Origin of the sequence: Cryobacterium lactosi, assembly GCF_004403945.1 — a bacterium.
GTDB lineage: Bacteria > Actinomycetota > Actinomycetes > Actinomycetales > Microbacteriaceae > Cryobacterium > Cryobacterium lactosi.
Genome location: NZ_SOHM01000007.1, coordinates 306,137 through 327,574, shown reverse-complemented (window position 1 = coordinate 327,574; position 21,438 = coordinate 306,137). Strand labels below are relative to the sequence as shown.

Sequence of the window (21,438 nt, the reverse complement as noted above, 5' to 3'; positions counted from 1 at the left end):
AGGGGCATTCCCATGGCCACGTTCGTTGACCAAGTCACGCTGCACCTGCGAGCGGGCAACGGAGGAAACGGTTGTGTCTCGGTCAAACGCGAGAAGTTCAAGCCTCTCGCCGGCCCCGATGGCGGAAACGGCGGAAACGGCGGCGACATCGTGCTCGTCGCCGACCCGCAGGTGACCACCCTGCTCGCGTTCCACCGCTCACCCCACCGCAGCTCTGCCAACGGCGGACCCGGCATGGGCGACCACCGCAACGGCTACGGCAGCGACGTCATCGAACTGTCCGTGCCGCTGGGCACCGTCGTCAAGGACGCAGAGGGCAACGAACTCGCCGACATGACGGAGCCCGGCTACCGGATCGTCGTAGCCCCCGGCGGCCAGGGTGGACTCGGCAACGCCGCGCTGGCCTCCACCAAGCGCAAGGCCCCCGGATTCGCGCTGCTCGGCACCTACGGCTTCGAGGGCGATGTCTACCTCGAACTCAAGACCGTGGCCGATGTCGCACTGGTCGGCTACCCCTCGGCCGGCAAGTCCAGCCTGATCGCCGCCATCTCCGCGGCCAGGCCCAAGATCGCCGACTACCCCTTCACCACCCTGCAGCCCAACCTCGGCGTCGTGGATGCCGGTGAGGTGCGCTACACGGTCGCCGACGTGCCCGGCCTCATCGAGGGCGCCAGCGAGGGCAAGGGGCTCGGCCTGGAATTCCTGCGCCACGTCGAACGCTGCACAGCACTGCTGCACGTGCTCGACTGCGCCACCCTCGACCCCGGCCGCGACCCGATCAGCGACCTCGACATCATCCTCGGCGAACTCGCCGCGTACCCGGTGCCGGAGGGCCAGACGCCGCTGCTCGAGCGCCCACAGCTGATCGCGCTGAACAAGATCGACGTCCCCGAGGGTCGCGAACTCGCCGCCTTCGTGAAGGCAGAACTCGAGGAGCGCGGCTACAGGGTCTTCGAGATCTCCACAGTCAGCCATGAAGGACTTCGCCAGCTCAACTTCGCCCTGGCCGAAACCGTCGAGGCCGGCCGGATCACCAGCGCCGAAGCGGCAGCACTCAAGCCGCGTATCGTCATCCGCCCCAAGCCCGTCGACGACAGCGGCTTCATCGTTCGCGTCGAAGGCGGCTCGTTCGGCAACATCTTCCGCATCCTCGGCGCCAAGCCCGAGCGCTGGGTGCAGCAGACCGACTTCAAGAACGACGAGGCCGTCGGCTTCCTCGCCGACCGACTGGCCAAGCTGGGCACAGAGGACGAACTGTTCAAGGCCGGGGCAGTGGCCGGCTCGACGGTCGTCATCGGCCCCGGCGACGGCATGATCTTCGACTGGGAGCCCACCCTCACCTCCACCGCCGAACTGATCACGGCCCCCCGAGGTACCGACAGCCGCATGGACGACTCGAAGCGCCGCACCAGCAACGAGCGCCGCGAGGAGTACCTCAAGCGCATGGACGCCAAGTCCGCCGCGCGTGCGGAACTCATCCGGGAGCGGGAGGCCGGCATGTGGTCGACCGGTGAAGAGGAATACAACGCCGGCGAGGGTGTGGTCACCGAGAACAACGCCGAGCGCCGGCGCACCAAGGAGGGCGACTCCGCATGAGTTCGCACGAGCGCGCCCGGATCTCCTCGGCACGGCGGGTCGTCGTGAAGGTCGGGTCGTCGTCGATCACCGGTGCCAACGCCGATCAGATCGGCCCGCTGATCGAAACGCTCGCGAAGCTGCATGACCGCGGCGCCGAAGTCGTGCTCGTCTCTTCCGGTGCGGTTCCCAGTGGGATGCGTCACCTCGGCCTCGAAGACCGGCCGGCGGACCTGGCCACCCAGCAGGCCGCGGCATCCGTCGGGCAGAATGTGCTCGCCGCGACCTACCAGAAGACTCTCGATCAGCACGGGATCTCCGCCGGTCAGGTGCTGCTCACCGAGGGCGATCTCCTCAACGAACCGCACCGCAGCAACACCCGCCGCGCGGTGAACCGGCTCCTCGACCTGCGCATCCTGCCGATCGTGAACGAAAACGACACCGTGGCCACCTACGGCCTGAGGTTCGGGGACAACGACCGGCTGGCGGCAATGCTGTCCGTGCTCATCCGGGCCGACCTGCTGGTGCTGCTCAGTGACGTGGATGCCCTGTACACCAAGCCGCCGCACCTGCCGGGTGCCGAGCGGATCGACGACATCGGTTTCGACCAGGAGCTCGTCGGCATGGAGTTCGGCGGAAGCAACGGGCCCGGCGTCGGGACCGGCGGCGCGAACACCAAGGTGAAGGCGGCCCGCCTGGCGGCGTCCGCCGGAACAGCCGTGCTTGTCACCGCCGCCGGATTGGCCGGCCCGGCCCTCCTCGGCGAACACGTCGGTACCTGGTTCGAACCTGCACCGCAGGCTCCCGGGCGAGCACTGCTGTGATCCGCCCCGCAATCGTCGACCTCCGGCGCGGTCTGCTCAGGGGCGTGCACGAATGAGCGTCCTGACCAGGGATGGGGTGTACGGCGCCTCCCGCATCGTGGTCAAGGTGGGTTCCTCCTCGATCAGCGGCGCCAATGCCGGCCAGATCCCGCGTCTCGTCGACGCCCTCGCGGCCGCGCACGGTAGGGGCACCGAGGTGGTCCTGGTGTCCTCAGGAGCAATCGCCACCGGGATGCCATACCTGCAGCTCGACGAACGTCCCACCGATCTGGCCACCCAGCAGGCCGCGGCCTCCGTGGGCCAGAACTTGCTCGTGTTTCGCTACCAGGAGAGCCTGGACCGGTACGACATCGTCGCCGGCCAGGTTCTGCTCACCGCGGGAGACCTCGAGAACCCGTCACACCGCAGCAATGCCCAACGGGCCATGGACCGTCTCCTGGGCCTGAGGATCCTGCCGATCGTGAACGAGAACGACACCGTCGCCACTCACGAGATCCGGTTCGGCGACAACGACAGGCTCGCGGCCCTCGTGGCGACCCTCGTGAGGGCCGACCTGCTCGTTCTGCTCAGCGACGTGGACGCGCTCTTCACCCGGCCCCCGCACCTTCCCGGCGCCGAACGCATCGAGCACGTGGCCCTGGGCGACAGCCTTCCCGGCGTGGAATTCGGCTCCTCGCAGTCCGGGGTCGGTACCGGCGGCGCGGGTACCAAGGTGTCCGCAGCACGGATCGCAGCCGAGGCCGGAACCGCGGTCCTGGTGACGTCGACCGCGTTGGTCGCCGAGGCCCTTCGTGGCGACCGGATCGGAACCTGGTTCGAACCCGCCGACCCGGCACGCGTGCAGGGGCCTGCCGTAAGCTGAGCGCATGTCGCAGACCACTCCCGCCGCCGTACCGCCCGCCGCAGGATTGACCTCCGCAGGACTGAACGACTCCTTCGCTGCTCTGCTCACCTCTGGCCGAGCGGCCTCCCTCGCCCTGGCGTCCGCGCCCACGGAGGTGAAGAACCGCGCGCTGCGGGGCATCGCCGTAGCCTTGCGCGAGAATGTGCCGCAAATCCTCGCCGCAAACGCCCTCGACCTGGCCGCCGGTGCCGAGAACGGCCTCAGCGCCGGGCTGCTGGACCGGCTGAGCCTTGACGAGGCGCGCATCCGCTCACTTGCCGACGCCGTCGACGAGATCGAAGCGCTGACCGACCCCGTCGGCCAGGTGGTGCGGGGCAGCAGCCTGCCCAACGGCGTCAAGATCAGCCAGGTGCGCGTGCCGTTCGGAGTTGTCGGCGTCATCTACGAGGCCCGCCCGAACGTGACGGTGGACATCGCCGCACTGGCGCTCAAGAGCGGGAACGCCGCAGTGCTGCGTGGCGGCTCCGCCGCCGAGAACTCCAACCGGATTCTCGTCGCACTGATCCAGGATGCTTTGGTCGCCGCCGGGCTGCCGGGGGAGTCCGTGCAGACCATCGACCCGTTCGGCCGGGCCGGCGCGACCGCGCTCATGCAGGCCCGCGGGCAGGTCGACGTGCTCATCCCACGCGGCAGCGCCGGGCTGATCCAGGCCGTCGTGACCGAGTCGACGGTGCCCGTTATCGAAACCGGGGCCGGTGTCGTCCACATCTTCCTGGACGCTTCCGCCAACGAGCAGTGGTCGGCTGACATCGTGCACAACGCCAAGGTGCAACGGCCCAGCGTCTGCAACGCCGTGGAGACCGTCCTCGTGCACGAGGACGCCGCCGACCGGGTGCTGCCCGCAGTGCTCGCGAAGCTGGCCGGAGCTGGAGTCACGATCCACGGCGACGCCGCGGTACGCGCGTTGTACCCGGCGGCGATTCCCGCGACCGACGAGGACTGGGCAACCGAATACATGAGCCTCGACCTGTCGGTCGCCGTGGTGCCCGACCTCGACGCCGCCATCGCTCACATCCGGCGGTACTCGACCGGGCACACCGAGTCGATCATCACCAACGACGTCGTCAACGCGGAGCGATTCCTGGGCGAGGTCGACTCCGCCGCCGTGATGGTGAACGCGTCCACCCGCTTCACGGACGGTGGCGAATTCGGCTTCGGCGCCGAGGTCGGCATTTCCACCCAGAAACTGCACGCGCGTGGTCCGATGGGGCTGCCAGAGCTCACCAGCACCAAGTGGATCGTGCGCGGTACCGGCCAGATCCGCCACTAGGGTCGGTGCCGTTCGCGGGCCCGGGCGGATGGTCCCGCTAGACTGGTCGCGGTACCGCCACCGCCCGCCCTCGTCGGCACGCCCCAACCGGCAGAGAAGCATTCCTGAACGGAGATTCCATGTTGTTCGTGACCGCTGTACTTGCCGAGGTCGAGCACACCCAGCTGCCCGTCCCGACCTGGGTCTACGGCCTCGTGGCCCTCATCATCTTCACAGCCCTCGGATTCGTCGTGTGGAGCTTCCGCGACGTCGCGAACCGCCACAGTGCCAAGGCGAACGCCTACGCTGCCGCCCACGGTGGCGCAGCCAGCCACGGTGGCCACTGACAATCGGCGCACCGTGACCCGGAACCGCCCGCGCATCGGAGTGATGGGCGGCACCTTCGACCCCATCCACCACGGGCACCTTGTCGCAGCGAGCGAGGTTGCGCAGAGCTTCGACCTCGATGAGGTCATCTTCGTACCCACCGGGCAACCGTGGCAGAAGCCGGATGTGACCCTGGCCGAGCACCGCTACCTGATGACGGTCATTGCCACAGCCTCCAACCCCCGTTTCACGGTCAGCCGGGTCGACATCGACCGCACGGGCCCGACCTTCACCATCGACACCCTCCGCGATCTGCACGCCGAACGGCCGGACGCCGAGTTGTTCTTCATCACCGGCGCCGACGCCATCACCCAGATCCTCGGCTGGAAAGATGTCGCGGAACTGTGGAAACTGGCCCACTTCGTGGCTGTGAGTCGCCCGGGACACGACCTGAGCATTTCAGGATTGCCTAACCAGGACGTAAGCTTGCTGGAGGTTCCGGCTCTGGCGATTTCGTCCACTGACTGCCGGGCACGCGTGAACCGGGGCTTCCCGGTCTGGTACTTGGTCCCCGACGGGGTTGTCCAGTACATCTCAAAGCACCATCTGTATCGGAGTGTGGCATGACGTTGGGTAATAGCCCGCAGCCACTGACGCGACGGCAGTTGCGCGAGTTGGCTCGGGAGCACGAGCCTGCTGTCGGCGAGTCGGCTGACGCCCCGGAGCCGTCGACAGGCGTCTCCGCCGCAGCTGCGCCCGCTACACCCACACCCGCTGCACCCACACCTGCCGCAGCCACGCCTGCGCAGGCGACGGAAGAGCCGCACCACTCCCGTCACACGTCACCTCCCGTCGAACGACCGGCGTCCGTTCGGCCCAGTGCTGCTCCGGCCCCGCTCCCGATCCCCGACGCGCTGACTCCCGCAGCACCGAGCTCAGACGCACCGACCCCTGAGGCTCCGGTCGACGCCGACTCCGGCCGCACCCTCACCCGTCGTGAACTACGCGCCCTGCAGGCGGCCTCCTCCGCGAGCGTGGACGACGACACCTCCGCCCAGGACCAGGTCGCTCCGGCACCGGTGTCCGCACCGCGTTCCGCCGGCACCGACCCGCAGCGCCCCGACGCCGCGGCCGACAGCACGTCCCTGCACCCGCCGATCGGCCACTGGTCGGTCGACCGCGAAGACGACAGTCACATCGAGACCATCGGACGGCGCGATGACGCGACCTTCGACGATCTCGTGGGCCGCGGCGTCGGCGCGGGCGGTATCCCCACAACCACCAACGCACTGATCCTGCCCTCCATCCCGCGTCAGGGGCCCGGCGGTCCCATCACGAGCACCGGTGAGATCATGATCACCGGATCCATCGACCTGCCCCGCAGCCTCGGCGCCACCGGCCAGCACCCCAACCTCTTCGATTCGTCGGAGATGGACCGGATGCTCGATCAGCTGGACGAGGGCGGCCACCACAACGACGTGGCACCGGTCAGCGCCAGTCGTGCCGTGAGCACCCACACCTCCACCAGGGGTGTGATGACGCCGCCTCGTAAGCGCGGTGCGTCCCTGCCGACGGTTCTGGCCATCACTGCCGCCGTGCTCGCCATCGGTGTCCTGTCGCTCTTCGTCGTCGGTTACGCCTTCAACATCTACTGACGTCTTCGATGTCATCTTCACCACACCATTCATCTTCACTAACTCAGGGATTCACTCGATGACCGCTTCTGCCCACGCTCTTGAGCTCCTCAAGGTGGCTGCCGCCGCCGCCGACTCGAAAGCGGGGGAGGACCTCGTTGCCATTGACGTCTCCAACCCGTTGCCGTTGGCCGACATCTTCCTCATCGTCACGGGGCGCTCCGAGCGCAACGTGGTCGCGATCGCCGGCGAAATCGAGGACAAGCTGATCGAAGCCGGCCACAAGCCCCTTCGCCGTGAGGGCCGCGCAGAAGGCCGCTGGATCCTTGTTGACTTCGGCGACCTGGTCGTGCACGTGTTCCACGAGGAAGAGCGCGTCTACTACTCGCTCGAGCGCCTGTGGAAGGACTGCCCGGTCATCCCGATCGACCTGGCCAGCGCGCGAGCCATCGACGACTCCACCGACGTCGCTCCCAGCGTTGCCGATGACGAATCGATCGTGGAAATTGATGCCGCGGAGTAGCGTTTGGTTCGCGAGCACTCAAAACATGTAGTAACCTAATGAAGTTGTTTCGGAGGAATTCGAAACAAAGTCTGGGTCCGTGGCGCAGCTGGTAGCGCACCTGCATGGCATGCAGGGGGTCAGGGGTTCGAATCCCCTCGGATCCACCAACTACAAGGAAAACCCCCGATGACAATAGTCATCGGGGGTTTTTTCTTAGTCGGGCTTCGGGCCAGATGAGGCGATCGAAAAGCTTTTCAAAAAAAAGTTTTGCGAAGAATTTTCCGGCCCGTTCAGGATGACGTCGGGCCGCGCCCGATGGCCAACCAGGAGGCCGGCTCGTCTGGCGGTCCCTGGCGGGGAGAGTCCCCGGCGCCGGCACCCTTCATGGCCGCGAGCTGCCGATCGACGGTGGCCTTGACCGAGTCGGCGGAGAGCGCTCGTTCCAGATCGGCGTCGGGGGTGGCCGTGAGATCGTTCAGGCCCCCGGTGGCCAGGAGTTCATCGGTCGCCGCCGCTCGCGCTTGCATCTGCGCCACCCGGTCCTTGGCCCGGTCGAGGTTGACTCCGACATCGGTCATCTCCGTGCCGATGCCCGCCACGGCCTCATTCGCCCGCACCTGGGCCGCCGACGCCGAGTAGCTCGCCTTGATGGTTTCCTTCTCGGTGCGGAAGGCGGCAATCCGATCGGCCAGGCGCCGCTCGTTGTCCTGCAGACGCAGCTGCTGCCGCTCGAGGACCGTGTACTGGTCACGCACCGAGGCGACCTGGTCCTCCAGCAGAGCGCGGCGTTCCAGCGCGGTCCTGGCGAGGTCTTCCCGCCCCTGCGCCAGGGCCTGTGCGGCCTGGTCGCCGAGCCGGCGGTGACGTGTCCCCATCTCCTGCCCTTGCAGCTCTATGCGCTTCTTCGCCGTCGCGACCTCCGCGAGTCCCTGGCGCACCTGGTGCAGAATTTTCAGCTGCTGTTCATAGCTGTCGTCGAGGGCTTCCCGGGGATCCTCGATCCGGTCGAGGGCCTTGGAGGTCTTGCTGCGGAAGATGACGCGCAAGCGGGAGGAGAAGGTCATGGTGCGCTCCGTCCGGGGAGGGGACTATCGGCGTTCAGGGCGTGCAGCTCACGCACGCCGGCGTCCAGGGCGGCGACCTCACGGTCCACGTCAGCGGTCAGCCCGGTCAACGCGTCATCAGTGGCTCCGACGAGGCCCGTGGACACGGCAGCACGCAGCCGGCGCACCAGGGCGCGGATCTGCTCGACGCGGACCCCGGCAGCGGGGAGGGCGTCCGCGAGCGCCCTGGCGTCTCGCTCGCTGGACAACAGGGTCAACTGGGCGTCGATGGCAGCGGCTTCCCCCCGAATGCGTTCGAAGAGCCGGTGCAGGTCGCCACGCGGACGGCCGGTGCGGTCTGCCAGGTCCAGGGCTTCGCGGCCGCTGGCGAGAGTGTCGGAGAGGAGTACCCGTAGCCTGAGGACCTCATGCTGCCTGCCGACTGTCAACGTCGCGCGAACGCGCAGCAGGGACGCGCCCACCACGCGGCTACGGCGGACGCGGGTGTAAACCACCCGAATGGTCACGACGACCACCACCGTGGACAGGAGCATCAGGGCGGCCAGGGCGAGCAGCACCTCGGCGAGCACGCTCACAGCGGCCACTCTCCCGGTGCCCGAGTGGTGCACGCTGGGCGGGCGCGTCCGATGCCGGCGCCGCGTGCGGTCACGATCGAGGAATTCTGGATCATGGCGCACACGGTACGCTCGTTGACCGGAATTTTCCTCAATATTTCCTCCGATTCGCGCCACGGGGTCCGCAGTGGGTGCGGGTGCGATCCGCCGGTGTCCCTGGTGCGTACGATGGGGGTGTGAATGAGACCCTGCCCCCGTGCCCGGAATGCTCCAGCGACATGACCTACGAGATGGGGTCGTTGCTGGTGTGCCCGCTCTGCGCACACGAATGGTCCGCAGAGGCCGCCGACTCCGGTGAGCCGGCCGCCGCCACCGTCATCACCGACGCCCACGGCAGTGTGCTGGCCGACGGCGACTCCGTCACCATCATCAAGGGGCTGAAGGTCAAGGGCGGAACCAATGTGCTCAAGGTCGGCACCAAGATCCGCGACATCCGCCTACGCCAGGGTGTGGGCGACCACGACATCGAGGCGCGCATCGAAGGCGTCACCACGCAACTGAAGTCCAGCGTCGTCAAGAAGGCCTGACCGGATCCCGTCCGTCCAGGAGGCGGCCCGCCACCCCCGAGTAGGGGGAGAGGATTACACTGCCCGGTATGACCGCGCAGCAGCCCTACACGGTGGTTCGGGCGTTTCCCAGCTTCGATGTCCGTCGATATCCGGACCGTGTCGTCGTTCAGGTACCGGTCGAAGGCGACTTCGTCCGAGCGGCCGGCCGGGGGGTCCGTCAGCTGCTTGACTACCTCGGCGGCCGCAACCGGTCGGGTACCTCGCTGCCCGTGACCACCCCGGTGCTGCAGGAACTGGCGGGGGAGTCCCGGCACCTGGTCAGCCTCGTGCTGCAGGGGCACCAGGATCCGGACCTGGCCCCTGGCCCCCTCGATGAGCATCTGCGGGTGCGTTTCGTCCCGGCCCACGAGGCCGCGGTCCTGCGTTTCGGGGGAGGCTGGAGCACGGGGAGATTCACCGACCGTGGCCGAGCGCTGCTTGGCTGGTTGCCGGCGGCCGACCTGCTGCCGGACGGACCGGTGTACTTCGCGCGCTTCGGGCCCACCTCACGGACCGGATACCTCGCTACCAACGAGGCCCTGGTTCGGGTGATCTCCGCCTGAGCCCGCGAACGTCGATAATGGCTGGATGTCCAATCCAGATTCCGCCGGAGAAGTAGCGGGCGCCCCCGCAGCCGAAGGCTCCGTCCGCTGTCCCTGCCTCAGCGGCAACACCTATGACGCCTGCTGTGGGCGCCTGCACTGCGGCGACGCCGCGGCTGCCACGGCCGAGGAGCTCATGCGGTCGCGTTATGCGGCCTTCGCCGTCGGTGATGGTGCCTATCTGCTGCGGACGTGGCATCCGCTCACCCGGCCGGCCGCCCTCGAGCTCGACCCGGCGGTGCGGTGGACGCGGTTGGACATCGACCGGACGGTGCGGGGCAGGATGTTCGACACCGAGGGTGTTGTCGAGTTCACCGCATACTCCCGACACAACGGGCGACGCACCCGGCAGCACGAGATCAGCCGGTTCCTGAAGGTGTCCGGCGCCTGGCTGTACCTGGATGCGGCAGGCTGAGCCGAGTCCGCTGCGCGGCCGTCGCGGCCGTCGGGGATCCGGGCCTCGCAGGGGCTTACGGCAGGAACAGAGCGGTCAGCAGGGCGATGTAGACGATCACGAAGATCGCCGGGGTGACCAGCCGCACCACATTGATCCACGGGGCTGAGGCTATGACCCGCCGGCTCAGTGCCGACGGTGCGTCGAGACGTTGCAGGTCGCCGATGACCGCGGTGGCCTCGTTGGCTGCGGCGATCTGCGCCAGCGCTCCAAGGATGCCCGACGCCAGCAGCACACCGGCGGCAGCGATGCGGACGCTCAGCGGGGTGTCGGCCAAGCCGAGGGCGGCGAATCCGATCAGCGCCGTGAGGAGCAGGGTCGGCGCGACCTGGGAAACGATGATGTGCCATCGTGCGCTGGCCCAGTGGCCCAGCAGGTCTGATTCGCTCATGGTTCCGTTCCGTTCCGCAGGCAAGGTGGTGCTGCCCGCACGCTAGGAGGAGGTGTCGAGGTGTCGACGCTGGTGTGTCCATTGTGGCGGATACATAGCGCCCATCCCTGCGCGTTCAGCGGAAAGTCTCGTCCAACGCTGCGGAGAGGTCCCCGATCAGGTCCCCGGCGTCCTCCAGGCCAACCGAGAGGCGCAGGTGGCCGAGGCGCTGGAACTCGGCGGGGTAGTACGCGGCGCGGGGGCCATCGCCCGAGACGTGCACGATCAGGCTCTCGTCGTGGCCGAGCGACACTGCCGAGGTGATGACCCGCAGCGCGGCGACGAACCGGTTCTGCACGGCCGCGTCACCGGCCACGGCGAAGGCGAGCATGCCGCCGAAGCCGTTCGGGAACTGCCGGCGGGCCAGATCGTGTTGCGGGTGGCCGGGGAGGCCCGGGTAGGCGACATAGGCCACCCGCGGATCGCCGGCGAGGAACTCGGCGACCCGCTGGGCCGACTCGGTGTGCTGCCGCATCCGCAGTGGCAGGGTGACCGAGCCGCGCATGATCAGCCAGGCGTTGAATGGACTGATCACTCCGCCCACGTCGACCATGGCCTCCGATGTGATGCGCTGGATCAGCTCGCGGGAGCCGATGACGGCGCCGCCCATCGCATCGCCGTGGCCGTTGATGTACTTGGTGAGCGAGTGCACCACGAGGTCCGCCCCGAGCTCGAGCGGACGGAGCACCGGGGGCGGGGTGAACGTGGAATCCACCGACAGGAGCACCCCGGCCGCGCGGGTGATGGCGGCGATCGCGGCGATGTCGGCTACCCGGGTGGTGGGATTGGCGATGGCCTCGACATGCACCAACCGGGTCTCCGGGCGGATCGCCGCCGCCACCGCTGCCGGGTCGCTCGTGTCGACGAAGGTTGCCAGGATGCCGTACTTGTCGGGCAGGAGCTCACGGAAGAGCTTGAAGGTGGCCTCGTAGGCGACATCGGACACCACGACGTGGTCGCCGGTGGCCAGGAAGGTGAAGAACACCGCGTGCAGCGCCGCCACGCCGCTGGCCAGTGACACGGCGTCCTCGCCGCGCTCGAGCAGGGCCAGCTTCTGCTGCAAACCCAGCTGATTGACTCCGCTGTTGCGCGTGTAGAGCGGCACATCGGTGCCCGACCAGCTGATCGACGACGGATCCTCCGGCAGGGCGTAGGAGTTCGCCATCACGATCGGGGTGCGCACTGCATTGGTCCCCGGATCGATGTGATTGCCGGCGTGCACGGCCTGGCTGAACTCGGCGAGGGATTCCGGCACCTGTTTGTCTGGACGAACCGTCATGGGCCCAGCGTATCGAGCGGCCCGGGCGCCGATGCCGGTGTGACGCTTCGCGACGGCAGCGGGTGAACGCAGCAGAGAGCATCCGGTGCAGGAAACGAATGGGAAACTAGGACCATGACCGCAACACTCGTCGCCAAGGACCTCGCCGGCGGCTACGCCCACCGCACCCTGTTCGATTCCCTCGACCTCACGGTGGCGCCGGGCGACGTCGTGGGGATCGTCGGTGTGAACGGTGCGGGCAAGTCCACCCTGCTCCGCCTTCTCGCCGGCCTCGACGAGCCGCAGGGTGGCACCGTCGCCCTCGCTCCGGCGGATGCTTTCGTGGGCTGGTTGCCCCAGGAGCACGAGCGGATGCCCGGCGAGAGCGTCTCGGCCTACATCGGTCGACGTACCGGTTGCGCACAGGCCACCAGGGAGATGGATGCGGCCGCCGCCGCACTGGCCGAGCCCGCCGTGGCCGGCGGAGCGGACCCTGCCGATGCCTACTCCGTCGCCCTGGACCGCTGGCTGGCCAGCGGCGCGGCCGACCTCGACGACAGGCTCCCCGGCGTGTTGAACGACCTCGGTCTCACCCTCGACGCCGATGTGGCCGCGGATGCGCTGATGACCTCGCTCTCCGGCGGCCAGGTCGCCAGGGTCGGCCTCGCCGCGCTGCTGCTGTCGAGGTTCGACATCGTGCTGCTCGACGAACCCACCAATGACCTCGACCTCGACGGCCTCGAACGCCTGGAAGCCTTTGTGTCGGGCCTCCGCGGCGGAGCCGTGCTGGTCAGCCACGACCGGGAGTTCCTGGCCCGCTCGGTCACCCGGATCCTCGAACTCGACCTCGCCCAGGGCGCCAACCGGGTCTTCGGCGGCGGCTACGAGTCCTACCTCGAGGAGCGCGCCACGGCCAGGCGGCAGAAGCGCGCCGCCTACGACGAGTTCGCCGACAAGAAGGCCGACTTGGTCGGCCGCGCCCGTACCCAGAGGGAGTGGTCCAGCCAGGGGGTGCGGAACGCCATGAAGAAGTCCCCGGACAACGACAAGCTCCGTCGCAAGGCCGCCACGGAGTCCAGCGAGAAGCAGGCACAGAAGGTGCGGCAGATGGAAAGCCGCATCAGCCGTCTCGACGAGGTCGACGAACCGCGCAAGGAATGGAAGCTCGAGTTCACCATCGGCGCCGCGCCGCGCTCGAGCACCGTGGTCTCAACCCTGAACGACGCTCTCATCCGACAGGGCGACTTCGTCTTCGGCCCGGTGTCCCTGCAGGTCAACGCGGGGGAGCGGATCGGCATCACCGGCCCGAACGGGGCCGGCAAGACCACCCTGCTGCGCGCTCTGCTCGGCCGTCGCTCTCCCGATGAGGGATCGGCGAGCCTGGGCGCCAGCGTCGCGATCGGCGAGATCGACCAGGCCAGGGCCAGCGTGACCGGCGAGCAGACCCTGGTCGCCATCTTCGAACAACGCCTGCCCGACCTGGCCGCGGGCGAGATCCGCACCCTCCTGGCCAAGTTCTCCCTCACGGCGGAGCACGTCAACCGGCCCGCCGACGCATTGTCGCCGGGCGAACGAACCCGCGCGGGCCTCGCCCTGCTGCAGGCCACCGGGGTCAACCTGCTGGTGCTCGACGAACCCACCAACCACCTCGACCTCGCCGCAATCGAACAGCTCGAACAAGCGCTCGAGTCCTACACCGGCACCTTGCTGCTGGTCACGCACGACCGGCGGATGCTGTCCACCGTTCGACTCGACCGGCACTGGACGGTCGACGCCGGCCGGGTCACCGAGACGACGACGGGCATTGCCGGCCGGCACTGACGGTACTGTCATGGTCGCGGACGGAATAGGACAGGGGTGCCCGCGGTTGAACAGTAATATGCGTATGCATGCAAACTGACGGGAAAGGGCACCACACATGGCACCGACACTGGAACTGGGTCTCGACACGTTCGGCGACGTCACCTACGCCGCGGATGGGAGCCTGCTCAGCCACGCCCAGGTGCTGCGCAACGTCGTCGCGGAAGCGGTTCTCGCCGACCAGGTCGGCCTGAGCTTCTTCGGCATCGGCGAACACCACCGGGAAGACTTCGCCGTCTCCGCTCCCGAGGTGGTCCTGGCGGCCATCGCAGGACAGACCTCCACCATCAAGCTCGGCTCCGCCGTCACCGTGCTGAGCTCCGACGACCCGGTACGGGTGTTCCAGCGCTTCGCCACCCTCGACGCCGTCTCCAAGGGCCGTGCAGAGGTCATCCTCGGCCGCGGTTCATTCACGGAGTCCTTCCCGCTGTTCGGCCTCGAGCTCAGCGACTACGAGCAGCTGTTCGAGGAGAAGCTCGAACTCTTCACCGAACTCCTCAAGGAAGAACCGGTGACCTGGTCGGGGAAGACCCGCGGCGCGCTGACCGACCAGCCGGTGTTCCCGCCCACCGAATCCGGCACTATCCGCACCTGGATCGGGGTGGGCGGCAGCCCGCAGTCCGTGGTGCGCGCCGCCCACTACGGCCTGCCCCTGATGCTCGCCATCATCGGTGGTGAACCGTTGGCCTTCGCCCAGTTCACCGACCTCTATCACCGCGCACTCGACCAGTTCGGCCGCGACCGCCTGCCGATCGGTGAGCACTCGCCCGGCTACATCGCCGCCACCGATGAGCAGGCCCGCGAGGAGATGTGGCCGCATTACCGCGCCATGCAGGACCGCATCGGCCGGGAACGCGGGTGGGGTCCGGCCACCAAGGCTCGGTTCGAACAGGATGCCGGCCCCGAGGGCGCCCTCTTCGTCGGCTCCCCGCAGACCGTCGCCACCAAGATCGCCAAGATGGCCACAGGGCTCTCGCTGTCCCGCTTCGACCTCAAATACAGCCTGGGCACCCTCTCGCACGAGAAGCTGATGAACAGTATCGAGCTGTACGGCACCGAGGTGGCCCCCCTGGTGCACGAACTGATGGCCTGACGGGAATTTGGGGGGCCCCGAACGGGGTAGCGTGAACACGTGGGTTCGGCGCAGGCACAGCACTCACCGTTAACCCTTTCGCTCTCACCTTCCTCGAGGAGTACACCGTGGAAACCTGGCCCGGATCTGCCTACCCGCTCGGCGCAACCTATGACGGCAGCGGCACCAACTTCGCTCTCTTCAGTGAGGCCGCCGAGCGGGTAGAGCTCTGCCTGTTCGACGAGAACGGCGCAGAGACCCCCGTCGAGGTGCGCGAGTCCAGCGCTTTCGTCTGGCACTGCTACCTGCCGGAGGTGCAGCCGGGCCAGCGCTACGGCTACCGGGTACACGGCGAGTACAACCCCAGCGAGGGCAAGCGCGCCAACCCGAACAAGCTGTTGCTCGACCCGTACGCCAAGGCCACCTGCGGTGTCATGGACTGGGACCAGGCCTTGTTCTCCTACAACTTCGGCGACCCGGATTCCCGTAACGACGAGGACTCCGCCCCGCACATGATGCTCGGCGTGGTCGTCAACCCGTTCTTCGACTGGACCGGCGACCGATCGCCACGCACTCCCTACAGCGAATCGGTGATCTACGAGGCCCACGTCAAGGGGCTCACCCAGCTGCAGAGCGAGGTGCCGGAGTCCCAGCGCGGCACCTACGCGGCCGTGGCGCATCCGTCGGTCATCGAGCACCTGCAGAAGCTCGGCGTCACCGCGATCGAGCTGATGCCGGTGCACCAGTTCGTCAATGACTCCACCCTGCAGGACCAGGGCCTGAGCAACTACTGGGGCTACAACACCATCGGCTTCTTCGCCCCGCACAACGCCTACTCCTCCAGCGGTGATCTCGGCCAGCAGGTGCAGGAATTCAAGGGCATGGTCAAGAACCTGCATGCCGCCGGCATCGAGGTCATCCTCGACGTGGTTTACAACCACACCGCCGAGGGCAACCACCTGGGCCCGACCATCTCGTTCAAGGGCATCGACAACGCCGCCTACTACCGGCTGATGGACGACGACGGCCGCTACTACATGGATTACACAGGCACCGGCAACACGCTCAACGTGCGGCACCCGCACGCGCTGCAACTGATCATGGACTCGCTGCGCTACTGGGCCATCGAAATGCACGTTGACGGCTTCCGGTTCGACCTCGCCAGCGCGCTGGCCCGCGACCTGTACGACGTCGACAAGCTGTCGACCTTCTTCGAGCTCGTGCAGCAGGACCCGATCGTCTCCCAGGTCAAGCTGATCGCCGAGCCCTGGGACGTCGGCCCCGGCGGTTACCAGGTCGGCAACTTCCCGCCGCAGTGGACGGAGTGGAACGGCAAGTACCGCGACACCGTGCGCGACTTCTGGCGCGGCGAACCGTCCACCCTCGGCGAGTTCGCTTCGCGTATCTCCGGCTCTGCAGACCTTTACGAGCACTCCGGCCGTCGCCCGGTGGCCTCGATCAACTTCGTCACCGCGCACGACGGCTTCACCCTCAACGACCTGGTGTCCTACAACGAGAAGCACAACGACGCCAACGGTGAAGACAACAACGACGGTGAAAGCCACAACCGTTCCTGGAACGCCGGCGTCGAAGGCCCCACAGACGACGACGCCATCCGCACCCTCCGCGGCCGCCAGCAACGCAACTTCATCGCCACCATGCTGCTCTCCCAGGGCGTGCCGATGATCCTGCACGGCGATGAACTCGGTCGCACCCAGCAGGGCAACAACAACACGTACGCGCAGGACTCCGAGCTCAGCTGGATCCACTGGGACGAAGCCGATCAGCCCCTGATTGAATTCACGGCGGCCGTCGTGCGCCTCCGCAAGGAACACCCCACATTCCGCCGCAGCCGGTTCTTCGACGGCCACCCCGGCAACCGCGGTGAGGGCGACCCGTTGGCCGACATCGTCTGGTTGAACACCGACGGTGAGGAGATGCGGGCGGAGGACTGGGACGAAAGCCGCGCCCGCACCGTAGGCATGTTCCTCAACGGCCAGGGCATCCGCGAGCGCGACTCCCGTGGCCGGGAGGTCACCGACGTCAACTTCATCTTGCTCTTCAACGCCGATGGTGAGGACGTCGAGTTCACGCTGCCCAGCGACGAGTACTCGCCGGCCTGGGAGATCGTGATCGACACCGGGGGAGAGGGCGCCGACTCGCTGCCCCGCCCGGCCGGTGCCATCCACAGCGTGAAGGGACGCTCACTCGTCGTGCTCCGTGAGTACCACGAACCCGAAGCGCTGCCGGATCACTCCGTGGCCGCATCGCTGGCCAGCCACCCGTCTCCGCCGACGGCGACGCTCACGCTGCCGGTGCTCCCCGACCCGTACGCCGCGACCGAAGGACACGCGTAACCGACATGAGCCTCCCCGTCTCCACCTATCGCCTGCAGATCACGTCGGCCTTCGATCTGGATGCGGCGGCCGAGGTGATCGACTACATCACCCGGCTCGGCGCCGACTGGCTCTACCTCTCGCCTCTGCTCAGGGCGGAGGAGGGGTCAGATCACGGCTACGACGTGATCGACCACGGCACGGTCGACCCCGCCCGCGGCGGACCAGAGGCGCTGGCCAGGCTGTCGGAGCGTGCTGTCCTGGCCGGCCGCGGCATCCTGGTTGATATCGTGCCCAACCACGTGGGCGTGAACACGCCGCACAGCAACGCCTGGTGGTGGGACCTGCTGCGGGCGGGGCAAGGCTCCCGCTACGCGGAGGCGTTCGACGTGGATTGGCCGGCTGGCAATGGGCGGCTTCTGCTGCCGGTGCTCGGCGACGGTGACACCGAAGCCGACCGGCTCAGCGTGGTGGGCGACGAACTGCATTACTACGACAACCGGTTCCCGATCGCGCCAGGCACCGCGGACGACGGCGCGAGCGCCGCCGTCGTGCACGACCGGCAGCACTACGAGTTGGTCAACTGGCGCCGCGCTGACACCGACCTGAACTACCGGCGCTTCTTCGCCGTGAACACCCTCGCGGGAGTTCGGGTCGAGGTGCCCTGGGTCTTCGACGAATCCCACCGCGAGATCCTGCGCTGGGTGCGTTCCGGCCAGGTGCAGGGCCTGCGGGTCGACCACCCCGACGGGCTCGCCGACCCCGGCGGCTATCTGGACAGGCTGCACGCTGCCATGCCGGACGGCTACCTGCTGGTCGAGAAGATCCTGGAGGGCCGCGAGCAGCTGCCCAGCAGCTGGTCGACCGACGGCACCACCGGTTATGACGCCCTCGCCGACTTCGACAGGGTCCTCGTCGACCCCGCCGGCCAGGGTTCCCTCGACGCGCTGGAGGCCGCCCTGCAGGCCGAGCGCGCCGGTGCGGCCACCGCGACTCCGGTGTCCTGGACCGAGCTGGTGTACAGCGGTAAGCGTGCCATCGCCGACGGCATCCTGCAGAGCGAGGTGCGCCGGCTCGACCGTCTGCTCCCCGATGTGCCCGACGCTGTTGACGCCCTGTCGGAACTCATCGCCTGGTTCCCGGTCTACCGCTCCTACCTCCCGGTCGGCCGGCATGAACTCGACACCGCGGTGCGGCTGGCCCGGCAGCGCCGTCCCGACCTGGACGGCACCATCACCGCCCTGCTGCCGTACCTCACCGACCCCACCCATCCGGCCGCCGTCCGCTTCCAGCAGACCTCGGGGATGGTCATGGCCAAGGGCGTCGAAGACACCGCGTATTACCGCTACAGCCGGCTCACCTCCCTCAACGAGGTCGGCGCGGACCCGAGCGAGTTCGCGGTTCCGGTCGACGAGTTCCATCGCCGCCAGCAGACCCGCCTGGCCGTCTCCCCGGCGTCGCAGACCACCCTGTCCACCCACGACACCAAGCGCGGTGAAGACGTGCGTGCCCGAATCTCGGTCCTGGCCGAGATCCCTGACGAGTGGGCCGCCGTGCTGGCCGAGCTCCGCGCCCTGGCCCCGCTCGGCGACGCTCCGTTCGAGAACCTGCTCTGGCAGGCGATCGTCGGGTCCTGGCCGGCGTCGACCGACCGTCTGATCGGCTACGCCGAGAAGGCGTCCAGGGAGGCGAACCTCTCCACCACCTGGACCGCGCCGAACGAAAGCTTCGAGAACGCGATGCGGGATCTGGTTCGGCGCCTGGCCGAGCCCGGGCTGCTCCAGAGCACCGTTGCGGCCTTCGTCGACCGGGTGCAACGAGCCGGCTGGAGCAACTCCCTTGCCCTCAAGCTCATCCAGATCACCGCGCCCGGCGTGCCTGACGTGTACCAGGGCAGCGAACTCTGGGAGATGTCCCTCGTCGATCCCGACAACCGGCGCCCGGTGGACTACGCCGTGCGGCGGGACTACCTGGACCGAGTGACCGACGGCTGGCTCCCGCCGATCGACGAGACCGGCGCCGCGAAGCTCCTCGTCACCACCCGGGCGCTCCGGCTCCGACGTGATAGGCCAGAGCTGTTCACCCGCCACGCGCCCGTCGAGGCCTTCGGGCCGGCCGCCGCACACGTGGTGGCCTACGACCGCGGCGGTGCCGTGGCCGTTGCCACCCGGTTGCCAGACGCACTGGCCCGCACCGGCTGGGGCGACACCACGATCATGCTCGCCGGGCACCCCTGGCAGGACATACTCACCGGCACTCGCCACTCCGGCGGCGAGGTGCGCCTGACCGAGCTGCTGGCGCGGTACCCGGTCGCGCTGCTCGTCCCCGCAACCACCGCTCCCGAGGAGACCGCTCAGTGACCGAAGACAGCACCAGCGCCGTGACCGCTCCGGCCGTACCCGTCGAGGCCATTCCCGTCGAGGTCTGGGCACCGACCGCAGCCGTCGTCCAGCTGGTCACCCCAACCGGCACGGCCCCCATGACGCGCGGCGATTCGGGCTGGTGGCACGGCAGTCTCCCCGGCGACCCTGCCGGGGTCGACTACGGCTTCACGGTGGACGGCTCCGGCCCGTTCCCCGACCCGAGGTCCCGCCGCCAGCCGAACGGCGTGCACGAGCTGTCCCGCACCTTCGACGCTGAGGCGCACGCATGGCAGGACCGCGCCTGGACCGGCCGCCAGCTCGCCGGCGCCACGATCTACGAACTGCACATCGGAACGTTCACCCCGGAGGGCACCCTGGACGCCGCGGCCGGCCGGCTCGACCACCTCGTGGCGCTCGGTGTCGACTTCGTCGAGGTGCTGCCGGTGAACGGCTTCAACGGCACACACAACTGGGGCTACGACGGCGTGCTCTGGTACGCCGTGCACGAGGGCTACGGCGGTCCGGCCGCCTACCAGCGCTTCGTCGACGCCTGCCACACGAATGGCATCGGCGTGATCCAGGACGTTGTGCACAACCATCTGGGCCCCAGCGGCAACTACCTGCCGAACTTCGGCCCGTACCTCAGCGACGCCGAGGGTAACACCTGGGGTGCCTCGGTGAACCTGGACGGGCAGGACTCCGACGAGGTGCGCGGGTACATCATCGACAGCGCGCTGATGTGGTTGCGTGACTACCACGTGGACGGTCTGCGTCTGGATGCCGTGCACGCCCTCAAGGACCACTCGGCCGTGCACCTGCTCGAGCAGCTCGCCGGCGAGGTCGCGGCGCTCAGCGCGGCCGTCGGCCGCCCCCTCACCCTCATCGCCGAGTCCGACCTCAACGATCCGCGCCTCATCACCCCCCGCGAGGCGAACGGCTATGGCCTGGATGCCCAGTGGAGCGACGACTTCCACCACGCCGTGCACGTCGCCCTCACCGGCGAGACCGTGGGCTACTACGCCGACTTCGCGCCGCTCGGCGCCCTGGCGAAGGTGCTCACCCGCGGGTTCTTCCACGACGGCACCCTGTCCAGTTTCCGCGGCCGGCACCATGGGCGCCCCATCGATGTCGACCGCATGCCGGCCTGGCGCCTCGTCGTCGCCTCGCAGAATCACGACCAGATCGGCAACCGGGCCATCGGTGACAGGCTCAGCGCGCAGCTCGACACCGGCCAGCTGGGCATCGCCGCGGCCTTGACCCTGCTCGGCCCGTTCACGCCGATGCTGTTCATGGGCGAAGAATGGGGGGCTCGCACGCCGTGGCAGTTCTTCACCTCCCACCCGGAGCCTGAACTCGGCCTGGCCACCGCCGAGGGCCGCATCGGGGAGTTCGCCCGGATGGGCTGGGACCCGGCTGTCGTGCCGGACCCCCAGGACCCGGCGACCTTCGAGAGGTCCAAACTGGACTGGACCGAGCTGCACCGACCGGACGCCGGCCGGCTGCTGGCCCTGTACCAGGATTTGGCCGGCCTGCGTCGCAGGCTCGAGGACCTGACAGATCCCCGCTTCAATCGCCTCGCGGTGGCCTTCGACGAAGCGGACGGCTGGCTGCTGCTGACTCGCGGGACCACCGAGATCGTGATCAACCTCTCAACGAGCGGCCGCTGGATTCCGGTCACGGGGGAGAGCGTCCTGCTCGCCTTCGCCAACAACGCCGATGCGGTGCCCACGCTGGATGATGGACGGGTGCTGCTGCCGCCGCACTCTGTCGCGGTCCTCGGCTAACACTGCCAGGCTGCACCAACCGTTCCTTTACCGAC

20 protein-coding genes and 1 tRNA gene are annotated in these 21,438 nt (G+C 68.3%); 17 read left to right on the top strand and 4 right to left on the bottom strand.

Features of this window, described 5'->3' with window-relative positions; genetic code table 11:
* Nucleotides 1-12: 12 nt before the first annotated feature.
* The 9 genes from obgE (at nt 13) to E3T61_RS03435 (ending at nt 7,185) form a co-directional block, all read left to right on the top strand.
* Complete coding sequence (obgE, locus tag E3T61_RS03475) at nt 13-1,596, top strand: GTPase ObgE (RefSeq protein ID WP_130178843.1); 1,584 nt, start codon at nt 13-15, stop codon at nt 1,594-1,596.
* Nucleotides 1,593-2,399, top strand: coding sequence for a glutamate 5-kinase (proB, locus tag E3T61_RS03470; protein ID WP_134639495.1), 807 nt, complete (start codon nt 1,593-1,595; stop codon nt 2,397-2,399). Before obgE ends, proB (E3T61_RS03470) begins: the two co-directional genes overlap by 4 nt.
* A 52-nt stretch (nt 2,400-2,451) precedes the next feature.
* Nucleotides 2,452-3,261 carry a glutamate 5-kinase gene (gene proB, locus E3T61_RS03465; protein WP_134639494.1) on the top strand — a complete coding sequence of 270 codons (810 nt, stop codon included), beginning with the start codon at nt 2,452-2,454 and terminating at the stop codon, nt 3,259-3,261.
* 4 nt (nt 3,262-3,265) lie between these two features.
* Nucleotides 3,266-4,573, top strand: coding sequence for a glutamate-5-semialdehyde dehydrogenase (locus E3T61_RS03460; protein ID WP_134639493.1), 1,308 nt, complete (start codon nt 3,266-3,268; stop codon nt 4,571-4,573).
* A 119-nt stretch (nt 4,574-4,692) separates the two neighbouring features.
* On the top strand, nt 4,693-4,899 hold the full coding sequence (locus E3T61_RS03455; RefSeq protein ID WP_134639492.1) for a hypothetical protein: 207 nt from the start codon (nt 4,693-4,695) through the stop codon (nt 4,897-4,899).
* 13 nt (nt 4,900-4,912) lie between these two features.
* Nucleotides 4,913-5,506, top strand: coding sequence for a nicotinate-nucleotide adenylyltransferase (gene nadD / locus E3T61_RS03450; protein WP_130178848.1), 594 nt, complete (start codon nt 4,913-4,915; stop codon nt 5,504-5,506).
* Nucleotides 5,503-6,534, top strand: a complete 1,032-nt coding sequence (locus tag E3T61_RS03445) for a hypothetical protein (protein WP_134639490.1) — start codon at nt 5,503-5,505, stop codon at nt 6,532-6,534. The genes nadD and E3T61_RS03445 overlap by 4 nt, the downstream gene beginning before the upstream one ends.
* Nucleotides 6,535-6,592: 58 nt before the next feature.
* The gene (gene rsfS / locus E3T61_RS03440; protein ID WP_134639489.1) at nt 6,593-7,036 is read left to right on the top strand and encodes a ribosome silencing factor; all 444 of its coding nucleotides are present in this window, start codon (nt 6,593-6,595) and stop codon (nt 7,034-7,036) included.
* A 73-nt stretch (nt 7,037-7,109) separates the two neighbouring features.
* A tRNA-Ala gene (locus tag E3T61_RS03435) sits at nt 7,110-7,185 on the top strand.
* Between the two features lie 123 nt (nt 7,186-7,308).
* Here the strand turns inward: E3T61_RS03435 and E3T61_RS03430 are convergent.
* On the bottom strand, nt 7,309-8,082 hold the full coding sequence (locus tag E3T61_RS03430) for a PspA/IM30 family protein (RefSeq protein ID WP_134639488.1): 774 nt from the start codon (nt 8,080-8,082) through the stop codon (nt 7,309-7,311).
* Nucleotides 8,079-8,657, bottom strand: a complete 579-nt coding sequence (locus tag E3T61_RS03425) for a hypothetical protein (RefSeq protein WP_134639487.1) — start codon at nt 8,655-8,657, stop codon at nt 8,079-8,081. The genes E3T61_RS03430 and E3T61_RS03425 overlap by 4 nt, the downstream gene beginning before the upstream one ends.
* A 215-nt stretch (nt 8,658-8,872) precedes the next feature.
* Between E3T61_RS03425 and E3T61_RS03420 the strand changes: the two genes are divergently transcribed.
* The 3 genes from E3T61_RS03420 to E3T61_RS03410 all read left to right on the top strand — a co-directional run bounded on the left by E3T61_RS03420 (nt 8,873) and on the right by E3T61_RS03410 (nt 10,261).
* A complete protein-coding gene (locus E3T61_RS03420; RefSeq protein ID WP_134639486.1) occupies nt 8,873-9,223 on the top strand; it encodes a zinc ribbon domain-containing protein YjdM in 351 nt (116 codons plus the stop codon).
* Nucleotides 9,224-9,291: 68 nt separating this feature from the next.
* Nucleotides 9,292-9,807: an SOUL family heme-binding protein gene (locus tag E3T61_RS03415; protein WP_134639485.1), complete on the top strand. Its 516-nt coding sequence runs from the start codon at nt 9,292-9,294 to the stop codon at nt 9,805-9,807.
* 25 nt (nt 9,808-9,832) lie between these two features.
* The gene (locus tag E3T61_RS03410; protein WP_134639484.1) at nt 9,833-10,261 is read left to right on the top strand and encodes a YchJ family protein; all 429 of its coding nucleotides are present in this window, start codon (nt 9,833-9,835) and stop codon (nt 10,259-10,261) included.
* A gap of 55 nt (nt 10,262-10,316) precedes the next feature.
* Here the strand turns inward: E3T61_RS03410 and E3T61_RS03405 are convergent, their stop codons facing one another.
* Nucleotides 10,317-10,691: a hypothetical protein gene (locus E3T61_RS03405; RefSeq protein WP_134639483.1), complete on the bottom strand. Its 375-nt coding sequence runs from the start codon at nt 10,689-10,691 to the stop codon at nt 10,317-10,319.
* A gap of 115 nt (nt 10,692-10,806) precedes the next feature.
* Complete coding sequence (locus E3T61_RS03400; protein ID WP_134639482.1) at nt 10,807-12,009, bottom strand: trans-sulfuration enzyme family protein; 1,203 nt, start codon at nt 12,007-12,009, stop codon at nt 10,807-10,809.
* 114 nt (nt 12,010-12,123) lie between these two features.
* Between E3T61_RS03400 and abc-f the strand changes: the two genes are divergently transcribed.
* From abc-f to treZ, 5 genes are all read left to right on the top strand, one after another.
* Nucleotides 12,124-13,809, top strand: coding sequence for a ribosomal protection-like ABC-F family protein (gene abc-f / locus E3T61_RS03395; protein ID WP_134639481.1), 1,686 nt, complete (start codon nt 12,124-12,126; stop codon nt 13,807-13,809).
* Nucleotides 13,810-13,906: 97 nt separating this feature from the next.
* Nucleotides 13,907-14,941, top strand: a complete 1,035-nt coding sequence (locus E3T61_RS03390; protein ID WP_134639480.1) for an LLM class flavin-dependent oxidoreductase — start codon at nt 13,907-13,909, stop codon at nt 14,939-14,941.
* A 107-nt stretch (nt 14,942-15,048) separates the two neighbouring features.
* Nucleotides 15,049-17,277, top strand: a complete 2,229-nt coding sequence (glgX, locus tag E3T61_RS03385; protein WP_134639479.1) for a glycogen debranching protein GlgX — start codon at nt 15,049-15,051, stop codon at nt 17,275-17,277.
* A gap of 5 nt (nt 17,278-17,282) precedes the next feature.
* On the top strand, nt 17,283-19,616 hold the full coding sequence (gene treY / locus E3T61_RS03380; RefSeq protein ID WP_134639478.1) for a malto-oligosyltrehalose synthase: 2,334 nt from the start codon (nt 17,283-17,285) through the stop codon (nt 19,614-19,616).
* Nucleotides 19,617-19,636: 20 nt separating this feature from the next.
* On the top strand, nt 19,637-21,403 hold the full coding sequence (gene treZ, locus E3T61_RS03375; protein WP_420898464.1) for a malto-oligosyltrehalose trehalohydrolase: 1,767 nt from the start codon (nt 19,637-19,639) through the stop codon (nt 21,401-21,403).
* Nucleotides 21,404-21,438: the final 35 nt, after the last annotated feature.